Genomic DNA, 15,264 nt, shown 5'->3' on the forward strand with positions numbered 1-15,264 from the left:
TGTGTAGGGGCACTTGCAGCGCTTCAGCGCACCGGCTTGTATTCGTCGTGGCAGTCGTTGCAGGCGCGCGCAATCTTCAGCAGGCCATCGGCGGCGGCATCCATCTGCTGCGCCTGGATTTGCAGCACCGCCTGCGCGGCCAACTCTTTGCCTTCGCGCGAGATTGCGGCGGCGTCCAGCGAGCGGCCCGTCTGGCGGTAGAAGGTTTCCATCAGCGCATACAGCTCGCCCAGCCGGCGGGCATCGTTCGCTGCCGCTTCAAATTCGCCGCGCGCCAGACGCTGTTGGCTGGTCACGCTGAGCTTGTCGATCACGCGCATCCAGATGCCGAAGTCCAGCAAGCTGCCGCCTTGCGTGGCCGAGCTGGCCGTCACGGCAAAGCACAAGCAAAGCCAGGCCATGCATGCCAGCAAGAGACGTTTCATTTGTAAACGTCGTGGCAAGCCTTGCAACTGCGCACCAGCTGGGTGACCGAGCCGGAAGCCGCTTCAAAATCGCCCGCTTCGACCGACTGCAGAATCTGCCGGGCCAGCGCATGGGTCTTGCGCGCCATCTCGATACCGTCGGCGGCGTCGCCCTTGCCGACGTAATAGGCCTGCACCTGCTCAAAGGCGCCGACCAATTCTTTGGCCTCTTGAGCGGCTGACTTGGCCTCTTTCAGTGCGACATGCGAATCCAGGCTCTTCATCGTGTCTTCGATGGCACGCATATTGTCGGCATCGACCTCGTAACCGGCCGAGCCCGCGGGGCCGACCAAAATCATCAGCGTGACGAGAAGAAATACAGCAAACCTAGGCATAAGCAAACAAGCAAAAGTTGTAATTGGTAAAGCCCACAAAACGAAGCCCGGTGAGAGATCACCGGGCTTCAATGGCGTGGCTGAAAATCAGGCGAGGATGTCTTTTACGACCTCGCCGAATACGGTGGCTGGGCGCTCTGCACGACCCTGGTAGGTGAAAGTGACCTTTTTGTGATCCAGGCCGAGCTGATGCAGGATGGTGGCTTGCAGGTCGTAGGTGTCGACGATGCCGCTGACCGCGCGTAGGCCGACCTCGTCCGTCGCGCCATAGGTGCCTGGCTTGATGCCGCCACCGGCTACCCATTGCGTATAGCCCCAGGGGTTGTGGTCACGGCCGTTGCCGCTCTGGCCGTACGGCGTGCGGCCGAACTCGCTGGTCCAGACCACCAGCGTGGTTTCCAGCAGGCCCAGCGCCTTCAGATCGGCCAGCAAGGCGGCCACCGGCTTGTCGACCTGCTTGGTCATCACGCTGTGGTTGCGCTCGATGCCGTTGTGTGCGTCCCAGCTGTCGACCGAGTTGTCGGGCGCGCCGGAGATGCAATGCACAAAACGCACACCGCGCTCGACCAGGCGGCGTGCGCGCAAGAGCGCTGTGCCGTACTCGTCGGTTTCCTTGGTGCCGATGCCGTAGAGCGCCTTGGTGGCGGCCGATTCCTTGCTCAGGTCCACCGCCTCAGGCGCCGAGGTTTGCATGCGGTAAGCCATGTCATAGCTCTTGGTGCGGGCTTGCAACTCGGTGTCGCCGGCGTATTTACCTGATTGGCGCTCATTGAGTTCCTTCAGCAGGCTCAATGCATTGCGCTGCGCATCATCGCTGACCAGGTCTGGGCGGGCCAGATGCAGGATCGGCGAATCGCCCTGGCGGAAGGCCGTGCCCTGGAACACCGCCGGCAAGAAACCTGAGCTCCAGATCACCTGGCCACGGCCGCCACCGGCCGCGCCCTTGCCCGTGGGCAAGACCACGAAGGCGGGCAGATCGGGATTGTTGGAACCCAGCGCATATTGCACCCAGGCGCCCAAGGCCGGGCGACCCGGCACCAGGCCGGCGGTGTGCAGCTTGAGCGAGGCGATCACATGGGTGCTGCCATCGGTCTTGCTGCCCTTCAAGAAGGCGATGTCGTCCACCTGCTTGGCGATATTGGGCAGCCAATCGGAGACCCAGGCGCCCGTCTCGCCGTATTGCTTCCAAGTTCGCTTGGTGGCCAAGAGATTGCCCACGCCGCCATCGGTGGCGGTCTTGAGATTCTTGGCGAAGGAGTCCGGCAGCGGCTTTCCATTCAGCTTGATCAGATCGGGCTTGTAGTCATACAGGTCCAGCGAGCTGGGCGCGCCGGCCATATGCAGCCAGATGACGGCCTTGGCCTTGGCCGGAAAATGCGGCTGCTTCGGTGCTTGCGGGTCGTCCAGCTCGGAAGCCCAGGCGGCGCCTGAGATACCCAGGCCGGTCAGCCCACTGGCGGCCGCTGCGGCGGCACTGGCTTGGCCGAGGAAATTGCGGCGGGAGGTCGTGTTGCTCATGATGTTGATGTCCTTAGATCGCTTAGAAGCGGTAGGTGAATTCATTGGCATTGGCCAGCGCATGCACCATGTCCACAAAGGCGGCGGCGCGCGCCGGATTGAGCTTGTTGGCGTCGGCCTTTTTGCTGCCGGCCTTTTTGGCAGCACTGCCGCCGGACGAAGCGTCGTCGCCTTCTTCATCGCCCGGCTGGGCCTTGGCCAGCTTGTCTTGTTGGCTCTCCAGATGCTTGACGAAGGAGGCGCGCTCATAGCGATCGGCGCTGCGGCCCAGCATCGCCTGGTAGAACTTGTCGATCTGCTTGCTGGCGTCTTCGCTGACCCCAAAACCTTCCGGCTTGGGCAGCTTTTTGCCGTCGGCGATCTGCTTCTGCGTGATCGCCTCCTGGGCGTTCAAGAAGCCTTGGAGACGGGCCACTTCGGCCTTCTCAGGTGCGCGGGCATAGAGGATCTGATACAGCCGCTCGATCTGCGCCGTCTCGCTGCTCGGGGCCTCGCGGATCACGCGGCCGGCCAGCGCCTTGGACCAGTCATAAACCAGATCGCTGTTGAACAGGGTCAAGGCTTGCGGCGCGGTGGTGGTCACTTCGCGCTTGTTGTGCACCAGCTGCGGGTTGGCCCAGTCGAAAGTGTCCAGGAGCGGGTAGGGCGTGTTGCGGCGCACGAAGACATAGAGGCTGCGGCGGTGGTGGTCATGCGGGTTCTCGCTGGTGGGCCAGGCCTGGCGCTGGCCGCCGATGTCCATATTCGGCGGCAGGGGAGGGTAGACGGCCGGGCCGCCGAGCTTTTCTTCCAGCAGGCCGGAGGCAGCCAGCAGCGAGTCGCGCAGCTGTTCGGCTTCCAGGCGCTGGCGCGGGAAGGCCCACAGCAGCTTGTTGGCCGGGTCAATGATCTGCGTGTCGGTGCGTGGCAGCGAGCTTTGGCGGTAGACGGCCGACAGCCAAATCTCTTTTTGCAGCTTCTTGACGCTCCAGCCGTTCTTGACGAAGTTGCTCGCCAGGTAGTCGATCAGCTCGGGATGGGTGGGCTTGGAGCCCATACGGCCGAAGTCGCTGACCGTGTCGACGATGCCGGTGCCGAAGGTCTCGGTCCACAGGCGGTTGACATAGACGCGCGCGGTCAGTGGGTTATCGGCGCTGGCCAGCCAGTCGGCCAAGGCGGCACGTCGACCCGATGAGTTAGGAAAGGGCTTGATCTCGGGCTGCTTGCTGCTCAGCAGCGCCGGCACACCGGGCTGCACCTCGGCCAGGGGCTGGTCGAAAATGCCCTTGAACAACACATAAGTCGGCGGCGCATCGGCATGGCCGAGTTCGGTCATGGTGGAGACTTGGCCAGGGTCCTTGGGCTTCAGATGGTCGAACTTCTTCAGCTCGGCCGCCAGCGCCTCGTACTTGGCATAGGCTTCCTTGTCCTTGGTCTTCAGCGTGGTGGCGGCATTGCGGGTGCGGCCCTGCAGCGTCCACAGATTGCGGTGATAGATCCAGCGGTCATAGGCGTTACGTTCGGCGGCGGGCTTGGTGATGGACTCGCGCGTCGCGGGCACAAAGCCTGACAGGCGGTCGCTCTCCGCTTTTTCGATCACCGGCTTGAGCAAGGCGTCCTGCTGGGCGCGTATGTCCTTGGTCGCCTCTTCCCACTTGCTCAGTTTGAGGTCGTAGTCGGCCAGCTCCTTGCCCTGCAGCGGCTTGACGTCATCGCGCCAGCTGGCATTGACGAAATAGGCCTGGAATTGGTAATACTCTTTTTGCGTAATCTTGTCGGATTTGTGATCGTGGCATTGCGCGCAATTGAAGGTGGTGCCGAGGAAGACCGAGCCGACGGTGTCGGTCAGGTCGTTGGCGACTTCTTGCTTTTTCAGGTTCAGGTCGCGCGCATTGACTTCGTCGGGGAAGTTGCGCAGAAAACCTGTCGCCACCAGGGCCTCGGTGTTATTGGGCCAGAGCTCATCACCGGCGATCTGCTCCTTGATGAAGCGATCAAAAGGCTTGTCTTGGTTGAAGGCATTGACCACGTAATCACGGTAGCGCCAGATATTCGGGCGGGTGCCGTCGGCGTTATAGCCGTCGCTGTCGGCATAACGTGACAGGTCCAGCCAGCGGCGGCCCTGGCGCTCGCCATAGCGCGGCGAAGCCAGCAGGCGGTCGATCAGCTTCTCATGCGCCTTGGGCGATTTGTCATTGACGAAGGCCTTGACTTCTTCGGGCGTCGGGATCAGGCCCCAGGCATCCAGCGTGGCGCGGCGGATGAAGGTGGCACGGTCGGCCTCGGGCGAGGGCTTGAGGTTTTTGGCCTCCAGTTTGGCCAACACAAAGCCGTCAATGGGCGAGCGTACCCAGCTCTTCAATTTGACGTCTGGATCGGCCGGGCGCTGGACGGGCTGGTAGGCCCAGGCCTTGGCTGCAGGAGCCTTGGCCGCGACGGCCGTGGCCGGAATGGAGGTGGTTTCGGCCGCATGTGCGGCCAGGGTCGACAGACCCAGCAGGACGGCGGCGCTGAAAGTTTTTTTCATGGCTGAACCTTTGATGGCTAGAGGTGGCTTCAAGCCTTGTACGCAAAATCCGCGCCAGCTTTTTGCTTAGCTCTTGGCGCTGATTTGCTTCGTTTTCAGCAGCGCAGCGGGCTGCGGCTGCTTCGATTCAAACAGTGGCGGACCATGCGCTGCTGCGACGGCAACAGCGCATGGTTTCGGGCAACAGGCCTTAGATCCTGCCGCTGAACGAGATCGCGAAGGAGCGCGGCACCGCCGGCGAAGTGCTGTTCCAGGTCTGCGACTGCGGCGTCTTGTCATTCAGCAAATTCTTGGCCAGCAACATCACTTCGAAGCCCTTGTCACGTCGACCAAAGCCGATGCCGGCATCGACCACATAGCTGGACGGGATCACCGAATAGATCGACAAAGCGTTATCCGAGTAGTAGCTGCTGCTATAGGCCAGATTGACGCTGCCGCGCACAATCTTGTCGCCCGCCACCGGCAGGTTGTAGTCGCCGCCGACATTGAAGCTGTACTTCGGCGCGCCGGGCAACTGGCGACCACTCAAATCCTTGCCCGCCGGCACGGCCACATTGCCTTCTTCAACCGGGAAGCCCGCATTAGGGAACTTGTCGTAAGTGACGTTGTTGAGTGCACCCGAGAAGCGCAGCGTGGTATTCCTGATGCCGCTGTAGAAGCCGTCCAGTTCCAGACCGTAGAGCTTCACGCGCGGCACATTGCCGGTGATGCCGGCGTAGACGGGAATCGCCTTCGGATCAGCGGCCACTGCCTGTTCGGTCGCGTAGTCATCAATCACCCGCACCAACTGTTGGTAGTTGGTGATCCTGGACTGGTAGACGGCTGCATTCAGAATCAAGCTGCGACCCAGCAGCGCCGACTTCACGCCGAGCTCGAAGCTGTCGGTCTTCTCGGCTTCAACCGCGTAAGGCTTGCCGTTGTAGACCTGCGCGATGCCGGCCTTCTCGCCATGCTGGAAGGAGGCATAGGTCGTGACATCCGGGTTGACCTTGTAGCTCGGGCTCAGCAGCAGGGTCGGCTGGGTCGCCTTGTACGGTGTGGCTTCCACATCATTGGACAGCACGCCGACGGCGGCCTTGCGGATCGCTTGCGCGTAAAAGAGTTGCTTCTTCTGCGCGTCGGTCAAGGCGGCCCAGCTGGCGGCGTTGAAGTACTTCTTGGCCGCGAAGTCGGCTTGCTTTTGGCCGGTGGCGACTGCTGCAGCGTCACGGCTGTCGGTCGTCAGCGCGTATTTTCCGGCTGCCACCAGGGTGGCACCGGGGGTGCCGGCGGCCACCGTATTGCCGTTCAAGGCCCACTTGTCGGTCTTGCCATTGTTCCAGAACGAGTCAAAGCCACCGAGCTTGACGCCATTGATGGACGAGGCATTCAGCTCAGGCGCGCTGCCGTTCTCAAAAATGCGCGAGCCGACGGTGTTCTGCCTGTCTTCGCGGGTGACGCGGGCGCCAGTGGTCACGGTCCAAGCCGGGCTGAGATTCCAGTTGGCCTGACCAAAAATCGCCGCACTCTTGTTTTGAATGGCCTGCACGCCGCCGGTATCTCTCAAGCCGCCGCGCAGATGAGCGAGTGAGCTTTGCAGCAGATAACGGCCATTGCCATCGGCGTCGAGGGCCGCGTATTGCGCGTCACTGGCCAGGTTGGCGCCAGCGTCGTTGCCGAAGCCCTTGTTATAGGTGGCGTCGTTCTTGACGCTCAGCAAATACAGCCCGGCTTGATAGTCGACAAAGCCTCCGGTGGCCGAGGTGATGCGGAATTCTTGGCTGACTTGGCTGTAATCGTTCCAGTAGCCGCCTGAATTGCGCGCGATATCAAACGGCGAGTTCTCGTCGTTATAGGCGTTGAAGTGGTAGTCCTTGTAAGCGGTGATCGAGGTCAGCGTATGGCTGCCCAGGTTCCAGTTCAGGTCGGCGGTAGCGCCCTTGCTGCCGGTGACCAGCGGGCGAGCCGCGTCGTTGATGATGTTGTTGTCAGCCAGCTCGGGCGAGTAGGCCTTGTTGTCCTTGAACCAGCGCCGCTCAAACTTTGAAACCGCTGTAGCCACCGGCTCGCCGTTCAAATAGGTCGGGGGGGTGGGCTTGCTGAAGCTGCGGCCGTTGGTGGACTCGCCAGCGCGTGGCTGCAAGTCAAAGGACAAGCGGGCGTTGAAATCCTGGGTTGGCGTCAGCAGGAATTGCAAGCGCCCGGACACGCGGTCCTTGTTGGTGTAGGTGACGTCGGGGTTGTAGATATTCTTGATATCGCCTTCGCCGCGATTGACCGAGAAGGCCACCCGGTAGGCCAGCAAGTCATCGATGACGGCGCCGCCGGCAGCGGCCGAGGCGAACAGGCCGCGGTCCTGGCGGAACTCCAGCTTGTAGTCGGCCGTCGAAGTGAAGGACGGCTTGCGGGTATTGAAGATCAGCGTACCGACGCTGTTGTTCTTGCCCAGCAAGGTGCCCTGCGGGCCGCGCGTAACTTCAACCGTGTCGATGTCGACGAAGTCAAAGCTGGAGGTCAGCGCGTTGTAGGCATAGGCCACGCCGTCCACGATGACGCCGACGCTGGGGTCTTGCGCCTCGGTCTGGCCGACCTTGCCGATGCCTCGGATCGCGATGCTGCTGGTGCGCTGGTTGCCCAGGTTCCAGGACACATTGGCCGCGCGGCGGGTCACGGCCTCGATGCCGTAGGCGCTCAGGCGTTCGATCTCCGTGCCTTGCACGACCGAGATCGACAAGGGCACATCTTGCAAGCGCTCGATACGCACGCGGCTGCGTACGGTGATGCCGTCCAGAGCCAGGGCATCGCTGCCGCTGGCTGCATCTGCCGCCTTGGCGGTGTCGGCGGCTTTGGCTGCGTCGCCTGTGCTGACGGCTTCGGCCGCGGCCGTTTGTGCAAAGACCGAGGCGCTGCCAAACAGGCCCACAAAGGCAAGGGCGATCGGTGCCAGACGGAAGCCGGCTTGGGCGCGGCGGGTGTTTGATGGGATAGAGAAATGCTTGTTGCTCACTGAGGACCTGCTCTTGGTTATGGGTTGTGCTGTTGTCGAGTTTGAAACTGCGTACAACGAACTCATAAGCACAGGCCGTGCCTAGCAGAAAAGCTTATATGCATATGCACAACAGGCCAGAAACATTGGGGTTTTCGCCTTGTTTTTGACCGCTACTTGAATCCCTGAGTCAATCTATGAATCTCAGAGATTTCTGCTGCTGCAAATTCAACAGCGCGGCAGCAGCAAAGCGAGTTTCGCTGTTGGGAAAACAGCAGCCGATCTTTGCAGGCCCGCTGCAGATTCATTGCGTGAGCGCTGCTTCCAGCGCAGCAGCTCACCAATCCAAGTGTTGAAAAACCAGCCGATGCTGTTGAATTGCTGGCTGCATAAATCAAATGAGCTCATGCGCTCTTTGAATATATTGATGAATCAAGGGCTTAGCTTGGTTTTTCATTTGATTTCAGATTATTTAAAACAGGCACGGAGCTTGCTAACCAAGGCCTCAGTCACAGAGAGTTTTGTCAGCCTGTCTATCCATCCAATCTTTGAAATTCAAATAGGTGATTGAGGTCAACGCATGAATAAGAAAAAAGAACTGTATTTTTCGCTTGCACTGGGTTTGCTCGCGCTGTCATCGGCCTGGGCAGCACCAGAAAAAGCTGCTGCTCTGGATGCGGCCGCCAGTGCTAAACCCGCCTCAGCCAAAGCCTGGTCGGTTTACGGGCCGGTGCAAGCACCTGCCGTGCCCACGGTCAAAGCGGCTCAATGGGTGCGCTCTCCCGTCGACGCCTTTGTGCTGGCCAAGCTGGAAACCGCCGGCCTCAAGCCCAGCAAGGACGCCGAGCGCGGTGCATACATCCGCCGCGCCACTTTGGACGCCTGGGGCTTGCTGCCCACGCCCGAAGAGGTCAAAGCCTTTGTCGAGGACAAGTCGCCGCAGGCTTACGAGAAGCTGGCCGACAGGCTGCTGGCCTCGCATCATTTCGGCGAGCGCCAGGCGCGCCGGTGGTTGGACCTGGCCCGTTATGCCGACAGCTCCGGCTTCCAGAATGACACCACACGCGCCAACAACTACCTCTATCGCGACTACGTCATCAATGCCTTCAACAAGGACAAGCCTTTTGATCGCTTTGTGAAGGAGCAGATCGCCGGTGACGAGCTCTATCCAGATGACCAGGAGGCCAAGATCGCGACCGGCTTCATCGCCGGCTACCCGGATAACAACAACTCACGCGATATGGTGCAGCGCAAGTACCAGATCGAGACCGACATCACCGACCTGGTCGGCGAGACCCTCTTGGCCAGCACCATCGGTTGCGCCCGCTGCCATAACCACAAGGCTGATCGGGTCAGCCAGAAGGAATACTTCCAGCTGCAGGCCTTTTTTGCAAACACATCGTTTGAGGACCGCGCGCCGCTGAAAGAAAAACCGCCGGTGGACCCCGAGTTCGACAAGGCGCAAAAAGCCTATCAGGCGCTGACCAAGGATATCCGCGACAAGCAGCGCGCGCTCACGGCAAAGTACACCGCCGCCGGTGTCAAGTACCAAAAAGAGCGCTACCTGACCGACACACGCGATGCCTTGTTCAAGCCCGAGCAGGAATGGACGGCGCTGGACCGCTGGGTCAATTTCCGCCACAAGCATGTCTCCACCGATGCGCAGGCAGCCCAGGCCTATTTGCGCCTGGCCGGCGAGGACAGTAATTTCGAGGCGCACACGCCCGAAGTCGTGGCCGACTGGAAGGAATACCAAAAGCTGACGGCCGAATTGGCCAAGTTCGACAAGCAAAAGCCAAAACCTGCCAACGAAGGTTTGACCAATAACTTCACCACCGCGCTGGAGCTGAGCAAGGACGTGCCGCCGACCTTTGTGCGCTTTGGTGGCGTGCATGAAAAGCCCACCGACGAGGTCAAGCCCGGCATTCCGGCTTTGTGGCTCGCCGGTGGCGCTCAGCCCGAAATCGTGCCTACGGATAAAAGCTCGGGTCGCCGTGCTGCATTGGCCAGTTGGCTGACTAACGAAAAAAACCCGCTGACCGCGCGCGTCTATGTCAACCGCATCTGGAGCCAGTATTTCGACAAGGGCCTGATCACCACGGTGCAGGACTTCGGCCGTGCCGGCGCCAAGCCCACGCATCCGGAGCTGCTCGATTGGCTGGCGGCCGACTTCGTCAAGAAGGGCTGGAGCGTCAAGCAACTGCACCGCGAAATTCTGCTGTCCAGCGCTTATCGCCAGTCTTCCGACGAACGCCAAGAGGTGGTCAAGCTCGACCCGGAGAACAAGCTGCTGGCCGTGTTCCCGCGCAAACGTCTGGAGGCCGAAGCGCTGCGTGACTCGCTGCTTTATGCCTCGGGCCAGCTGGTCGACAAGGTCGGTGGCCCGGCAGTGTTCCCGCCGGTGCCCAAGCAGCTCGGCGCCGGCAATCTTTGGCAAGAGCCGCGCAGCGATGAAGAATCGCGCCGCCGCAGCATCTACACCTTTGTGCGTCGCAGCGTGCCTTACCCGCTGACCGTCAACTTCGACCCGGCCAACCCGGTGCAGCCGCATCACAAGCGCGATGTGACGACCACGCCGCTGCAGGCGCTGACGCTGTTCAACAGCGATGTGACCTTCGCCTGGTCGCAAGCCTTGGCCGGCCGCGTCATCAACGAGGCAGGCAAGGGCGGTGAAAACGCCCAGCTTGACCGCCTCTATGAAACCCTGTTTGCCCGCGTGCCGACCAAGGCGGAACGCGCCGCCTTGGTGGCCTTCTTGAATCAGCAGGAAAAACTGATCGCCAGCAAGGGCCTGAATGGCGGCAAGTTTGAAGTCGCCGTGCCTACCGGCCTGAAGCAGGCCGATGCGGTGGGCAACCCGCTGCGCGCTGCGGCCTTTGTGGACCTGGTTCACACGGTGGCCAATTCCAACGACTTTGCCTATCGGTTCTGAGCGGCCTTCATTCAACAAACTTCGACGAGAAAGAACAATGAGCAATAACAACGCACGACGTGATTTCATCCTCCGCACCGGCGGCGCCGGCCTGGCTCTGTCGGGCTTGATCCCCGGCCTGGGCGGCTTCCAGGCCGCACTGGCCTCAGAGCTGGCCGATCCGCTGGCACCCAAGAACCCGCATTTCGGCGCCAAGGTCAAGTCGGTGATCTGGCTGCATCAGAACGGCGCGCCCAGCACCCTGGACTTGTACGACTACAAGCCCGAGCTGCAAAAGCTCGCCGGCCAGGCCGTGCCGGCCTCCTTCATGAAGGGCATCAAGACCAGCACCCAGGGCGGCGTCAACAAGCTCTGGGTGTCGAAAGAGCGGACCTGGAAGCAGTACGGAGAAAGCGGCGCCTGGTTCTCCAATCTGCTGCCCAACCTGGCCGAGCATGCGGACAAGATCGCCTTTATCAAGTCCAGCGTGACGGTAGGCGCCACGCATGACATCTCCATTCTCAAGCTCAACACGGGCGATCTGAACCCCGGCCGGCCTTCGCTGGGCGCCTGGGTCAGCTATGCGCTGGGCACGGCCAACCCGAATCTGCCGCCTTATGTGGTGCTCTACAACAGCGACCGTGAGCCGCAAGCCGGCTCGCAAAACTGGAACTCGGGCTTTTTGCCCGCCGTCTACCAGGGCACGGCCTTTCGTCCTGGCGATTCGCCCATCCTCTATCTGGACCGCCCGGAGCTGCGCACGGCCAAGCAGCAACGCAGCCAGCTGGATCTGCTCAAGCACCTGAACACCAGCAGCGCGGCGCGATACCCCAACGACAGCGAGCTGCGCGCCCGCCTGCGTGCCTATGAGCTGGCCGAGCGCATGCAGGAAGCCGCGCCCGATGCGGTCAGCCTGGCGACTGAAACCGATGCCACCAAGAAGCTCTACGGCATCGACGACAAGACCAGCGAAAGCTACGGCGAGGTGCTCTTGCGCGCACGCCGGCTGGTCGAGCGAGGTGTTCGTTTTGTCCAGGTGGTATCGGGTTACCCGCAGAACGCTGGCGAAGGTGATAACCGCCGCAGCTGGGACGCGCACAACAACCTGGACGAGAACCACGGCGTGATGGCCAAGATGGTGGACAAGCCGATCGCCGGCTTGCTGGCCGATCTGAAGTCGCGTGGCCTGCTGGAGTCGACGCTGGTGGTCTGGACCAGCGAGTTCAGCCGCACACCCTGGGGCGAAAGCGGCTCCGGCCGCGACCATAACCCTTGGGGCTACACAACCTGGCTGGCCGGCGGCGGCGTCAAGGCCGGCACGACCTATGGCGGCACCGACGAGATCGGCCTGCAAGTGGCCGACAAGGACACCGCGGTCGACACCTATGACCTGCATGCCACCGTGCTGCAGCTCCTGGGTCTGGACCATCTGAAGACCACTTATCTGAACAACGGCCGCTCCGAGCGCCCGACGGTGGTCTACGGCAAGGTCATCAAGGAATTGCTGGCTTAGTAAAGAGGAAGGGAAGTAGCGAGAGGAAGGAAGAAGGGGAAGAAGGGGAAGAAGAGGAAGAAGGAGAGGAAGTAGGGGGATGCCCGCAGGCGCTTGTACATGGCCTGCGGGCCTAGCCTTTAATTTCTACGCACATGCTGCCTTGTTCGCTTGATTCGCCTGATCCGCGCTATTCGCTTTTCTCGAATTGATATGTTGAAACTATTCACAAGAATTTGCCCTCGGGGGAGCGCCGCTTGGGCGCCTGGTTTGCTGTTATGCCTGAGCGTGGCCTGCGGCCCGGCCGGCTCCGCCGAGGGCGAGTTGGACATCGACCTGATGCAAACCATCGAGGACCTGAATAAAAGCCTGTCCTCGAATATTGCGCTGCGCGACGTCAAGGCCAGCAGCTCGGACGCGCGCGAGTTGCAGCCGCTGTTCGCCCAGGTCGAGGCGCATTTCAGCGCCAAGGGCGACGCGCTGGATGCGGTAGAGCTGGCCAAGAAGAGCAAAGAACTCAGCGCCGCCATCATCAAACAAGTCGGCGCCAGCCAGTTCGATGCCGCCACCGATTCGGCCACGGCGATCTCGCGCGCCTGCCGCAGTTGCCACACCTTTTACAAGAAATCCTGAAGAAAGCCCTTCGCCATGAAACTCAAACTTGCTTTGCTCACCACGCTCTTGGCCATCGCCTTGCCTAGCCATGCCGCGCTGAAGGCCGGCGACCCCGCCCCTGACTTCAAGGTCGAGGCTGCGCTGGCCGGCAAGGCTTATAGCTACGCGCTGAAAGACGCGCTGAAAGCTGGTCCGGTCGTCGTTTACTTCTATCCCTCTGCCTATACCGGCGGCTGCAATATTCAGGCCCATACCTTTGCCACTCAGATCGACCAGTTCAAAGCGGCCGGCGCCACGGTCGTGGGCCTGTCGCTGGACAGCATTGGCCGGCTCAAGGAGTTCTCGGCCGATCCGGATTACTGCGCCGGCAAGCTCTCGGTGGCCAGCGATGCCGACGGCAAGATCGCCCGCGCTTACGAGCTCAATGTGCGCGAGGCGGCGGCCGGCCGCAAGGACTCGCGCGGCCAAGACATCGACCATGGCTTTGCCGAGCGCACCACCTTTGTGGTCACCCCGGACGGTCGCATCGCCGCCACGCTGGGTGGGCTGACGCCGGCCGAGAACGTGGCCCAGGCGTTGCAGACGGTGCAAAAACTGTCGTCGGCCTCGAAACGCTGAGCTGATGCTGGAAGCAAGACCTGACCCTTCTTCACTTACTTCGAACCTTTCCAGCTTCGCTCATTGATGATTCATTCCCTAGCAAACGCGGCGGCCTGGCTCTGCATCGGACTTGCCCTGCCCGCAGGCATGGCTTGGGCAGCCGCCAAGCCCGTTCCCAAGGCGCAAGCGAAAGTGCAGGCCAAGGTGGCGGCTCCTGTCGCGCTTCAGCCTCGCCAGCCCAGCGCCCAGTTGGGCCATGAGAAGGGCGACACCGAGCGCTGCTTCGAATGCCATGGCGAGAACGGCCAGGGCCCGGCTCATCACAGCGAAGGTATTTTTGCCAAGCTGGCGGGCCAGCCGGCCGACTACCTGTTGCGCCAGATCGAGCATTTCCGCAGCAATAAACGCGACAACGCCAGCATGGCCTTGATGGCGCGCACCGTCAGCACCGAGGACTTGCAAGACATTGCTGCTTACTTTGCGGCGCTACCGCCCATGCGTGGCAGCAGCGGAACGGGCTCCAGATTGAATGCGCGCGCCGAGCAACTACTGGCGCAGGGCGATGCATCAAAGGGCATCGCCGCCTGCGCCGCCTGCCATGGCGAACAAGGGCGTGGCATCGCTGGCCAAGCAGCACCGGTGCTGGCCGGCCAGGACTTGAATTACCTGAAGCGCCAGCTCTGGACCCTGCGTGATGGCTCGCGCAGCGAGGTCGCCCCTGCCGTGATGGGCCCGGTGGCACGCCAGCTCAGCGATGCCGACATCGACGCCTTGATCTCTCATCTCTCCGCCCTTTGAACCACAAGGAAATCTCCCCCATGACTCTCTTTGCCTTTGGCCCCACCCGACATTTGCTGGCCGCAGCCGCCGCGCTCCTAACGGCCAGTGCCCAGGCCCAGCAAACCCCGCCAGCCAATCAGCCGCCGGCCGACACGCCGACCCAAACCCCGGCCATCGCCGGTGTGGTGGCGGCCGGCACGCCGGTGCAGTTCATCAAGCAGGGCTTCAAGGGCACCGAAGGCCCGCTGGGCCTGCCCGACGGCGGCTTTATCTTCACCGAGACGCAAGACAAACGCATCACCCGCATTGCGGCCGATGGCCAGACCAGCCCCTTTCTGGAGAACAGCAATGGCTCCAACGGTCTGGGGCTGAGCGCCAGCGGCGAGCTCTATGCGGTGCAAGTGGACCAGCCCCGCGTCGGCGTCGTCTACCCGCTCGACAAGGCCCGCACGCTGGCCGACAGCTGGGAAGGCAAGCCGTTCGGGCGGCCCAATGACCTGGTGCTGGACAGCCGAGGCAATGTGTACTTCACCGACTCCGGCGTGATTGCGAAACCGGGCGAGCCCGAGAACGCGGTCGCCGCCGTGTACCGCATCAGCGCGGCCGGCAAGCTGGAACGCCTGGCGGCCGACATTACCCGGCCCAACGGCATCCAGCTCAGCCCGGATGAAAAGACGCTTTATGTAGCCGACACCGCCGGCGAATATGTGCTGGCCTATGACTTGCGCGCCGACGGCAGCATCGGCCCGCGTCGCAACTTCGCCAAGCTCGAAGGCTGGCGCAAGCTCGACAACGGCCAAACCAGCAGCGGCGCCGATGGGCTGGCTGTCGATGCCCAGGGTCGGCTTTTCGTCGCCAGCACGGTGGGCATTCAGGTCTTCAATGCCAAGGGCGAGCCCCAAGGCGTGATCACGCTGCCGCGAGCACCGCAAAACCTTGCCTTCGCCGGCCCGGGCAAGTCCACGCTCTATGTCGTTGGCCGTGGCTCTGCCTACAAGATTGCCACGCAAACGGCAGGTTATGCCGGCCGCGCCAAGTGATGGCGCGCAAATAGAAATCTCCCTGCTTTTCCCTCAAC

The 15,264-nt window shown here is 61.9% G+C and carries 12 protein-coding genes; 7 read left to right on the forward strand and 5 right to left on the reverse strand.

Translation table 11 applies throughout. The annotated features are described in order from the left end of the window. Positions 1 to 23: 23 nt before the first annotated feature. From LNV08_RS20085 to LNV08_RS20105, 5 genes are all read right to left on the reverse strand, one after another. Positions 24 to 425, reverse strand: coding sequence for a hypothetical protein (locus LNV08_RS20085; RefSeq protein ID WP_263535513.1), 402 nt, complete (start codon positions 423 to 425; stop codon positions 24 to 26). Continuing rightward, entirely contained in the window at positions 422 to 799 is a 378-nt protein-coding gene (locus LNV08_RS20090) for a cytochrome c (protein WP_263535514.1), read from the reverse strand. Before LNV08_RS20090 ends, LNV08_RS20085 begins: the two co-directional genes overlap by 4 nt. Positions 800 to 886: 87 nt before the next feature. Continuing rightward, on the reverse strand, positions 887 to 2,317 hold the full coding sequence (locus tag LNV08_RS20095; protein WP_263535515.1) for a DUF1501 domain-containing protein: 1,431 nt from the start codon (positions 2,315 to 2,317) through the stop codon (positions 887 to 889). 22 nt (positions 2,318 to 2,339) lie between these two features. Further along, on the reverse strand, positions 2,340 to 4,823 hold the full coding sequence (locus tag LNV08_RS20100) for a DUF1549 and DUF1553 domain-containing protein (RefSeq protein ID WP_263535516.1): 2,484 nt from the start codon (positions 4,821 to 4,823) through the stop codon (positions 2,340 to 2,342). Between the two features lie 190 nt (positions 4,824 to 5,013). Beyond that, complete coding sequence (locus LNV08_RS20105; protein ID WP_263535517.1) at positions 5,014 to 7,809, reverse strand: TonB-dependent receptor; 2,796 nt, start codon at positions 7,807 to 7,809, stop codon at positions 5,014 to 5,016. A 385-nt stretch (positions 7,810 to 8,194) separates the two neighbouring features. Between LNV08_RS20105 and LNV08_RS20110 the strand changes: the two genes are divergently transcribed. The 7 genes from LNV08_RS20110 to LNV08_RS20140 all read left to right on the forward strand — a co-directional run bounded on the left by LNV08_RS20110 (position 8,195) and on the right by LNV08_RS20140 (position 15,226). Further along, positions 8,195 to 8,359, forward strand: coding sequence for a hypothetical protein (locus LNV08_RS20110; RefSeq protein WP_263535518.1), 165 nt, complete (start codon positions 8,195 to 8,197; stop codon positions 8,357 to 8,359). Positions 8,360 to 8,368: 9 nt separating this feature from the next. Further along, complete coding sequence (locus LNV08_RS20115; protein WP_263535519.1) at positions 8,369 to 10,720, forward strand: DUF1549 and DUF1553 domain-containing protein; 2,352 nt, start codon at positions 8,369 to 8,371, stop codon at positions 10,718 to 10,720. A 37-nt stretch (positions 10,721 to 10,757) separates the two neighbouring features. Further along, the gene (locus LNV08_RS20120; RefSeq protein ID WP_263535520.1) at positions 10,758 to 12,212 is read left to right on the forward strand and encodes a DUF1501 domain-containing protein; all 1,455 of its coding nucleotides are present in this window, start codon (positions 10,758 to 10,760) and stop codon (positions 12,210 to 12,212) included. Between the two features lie 192 nt (positions 12,213 to 12,404). Next, positions 12,405 to 12,824, forward strand: coding sequence for a hypothetical protein (locus LNV08_RS20125; protein WP_263535521.1), 420 nt, complete (start codon positions 12,405 to 12,407; stop codon positions 12,822 to 12,824). 15 nt (positions 12,825 to 12,839) lie between these two features. Further along, positions 12,840 to 13,424 (forward strand): peroxiredoxin, encoded by a 585-nt coding sequence (locus LNV08_RS20130; protein ID WP_263535522.1) that lies wholly within the window; start codon positions 12,840 to 12,842, stop codon positions 13,422 to 13,424. Between the two features lie 66 nt (positions 13,425 to 13,490). Further along, entirely contained in the window at positions 13,491 to 14,204 is a 714-nt protein-coding gene (locus LNV08_RS20135; protein ID WP_263535523.1) for a c-type cytochrome, read from the forward strand. A 20-nt stretch (positions 14,205 to 14,224) separates the two neighbouring features. Beyond that, on the forward strand, positions 14,225 to 15,226 hold the full coding sequence (locus LNV08_RS20140) for an SMP-30/gluconolactonase/LRE family protein (protein WP_263535524.1): 1,002 nt from the start codon (positions 14,225 to 14,227) through the stop codon (positions 15,224 to 15,226). Positions 15,227 to 15,264: the final 38 nt, after the last annotated feature.

This window comes from Paucibacter sp. TC2R-5, from assembly GCF_025717605.1.
GTDB lineage: Bacteria > Pseudomonadota > Gammaproteobacteria > Burkholderiales > Burkholderiaceae_C > Paucibacter_A > Paucibacter_A albus.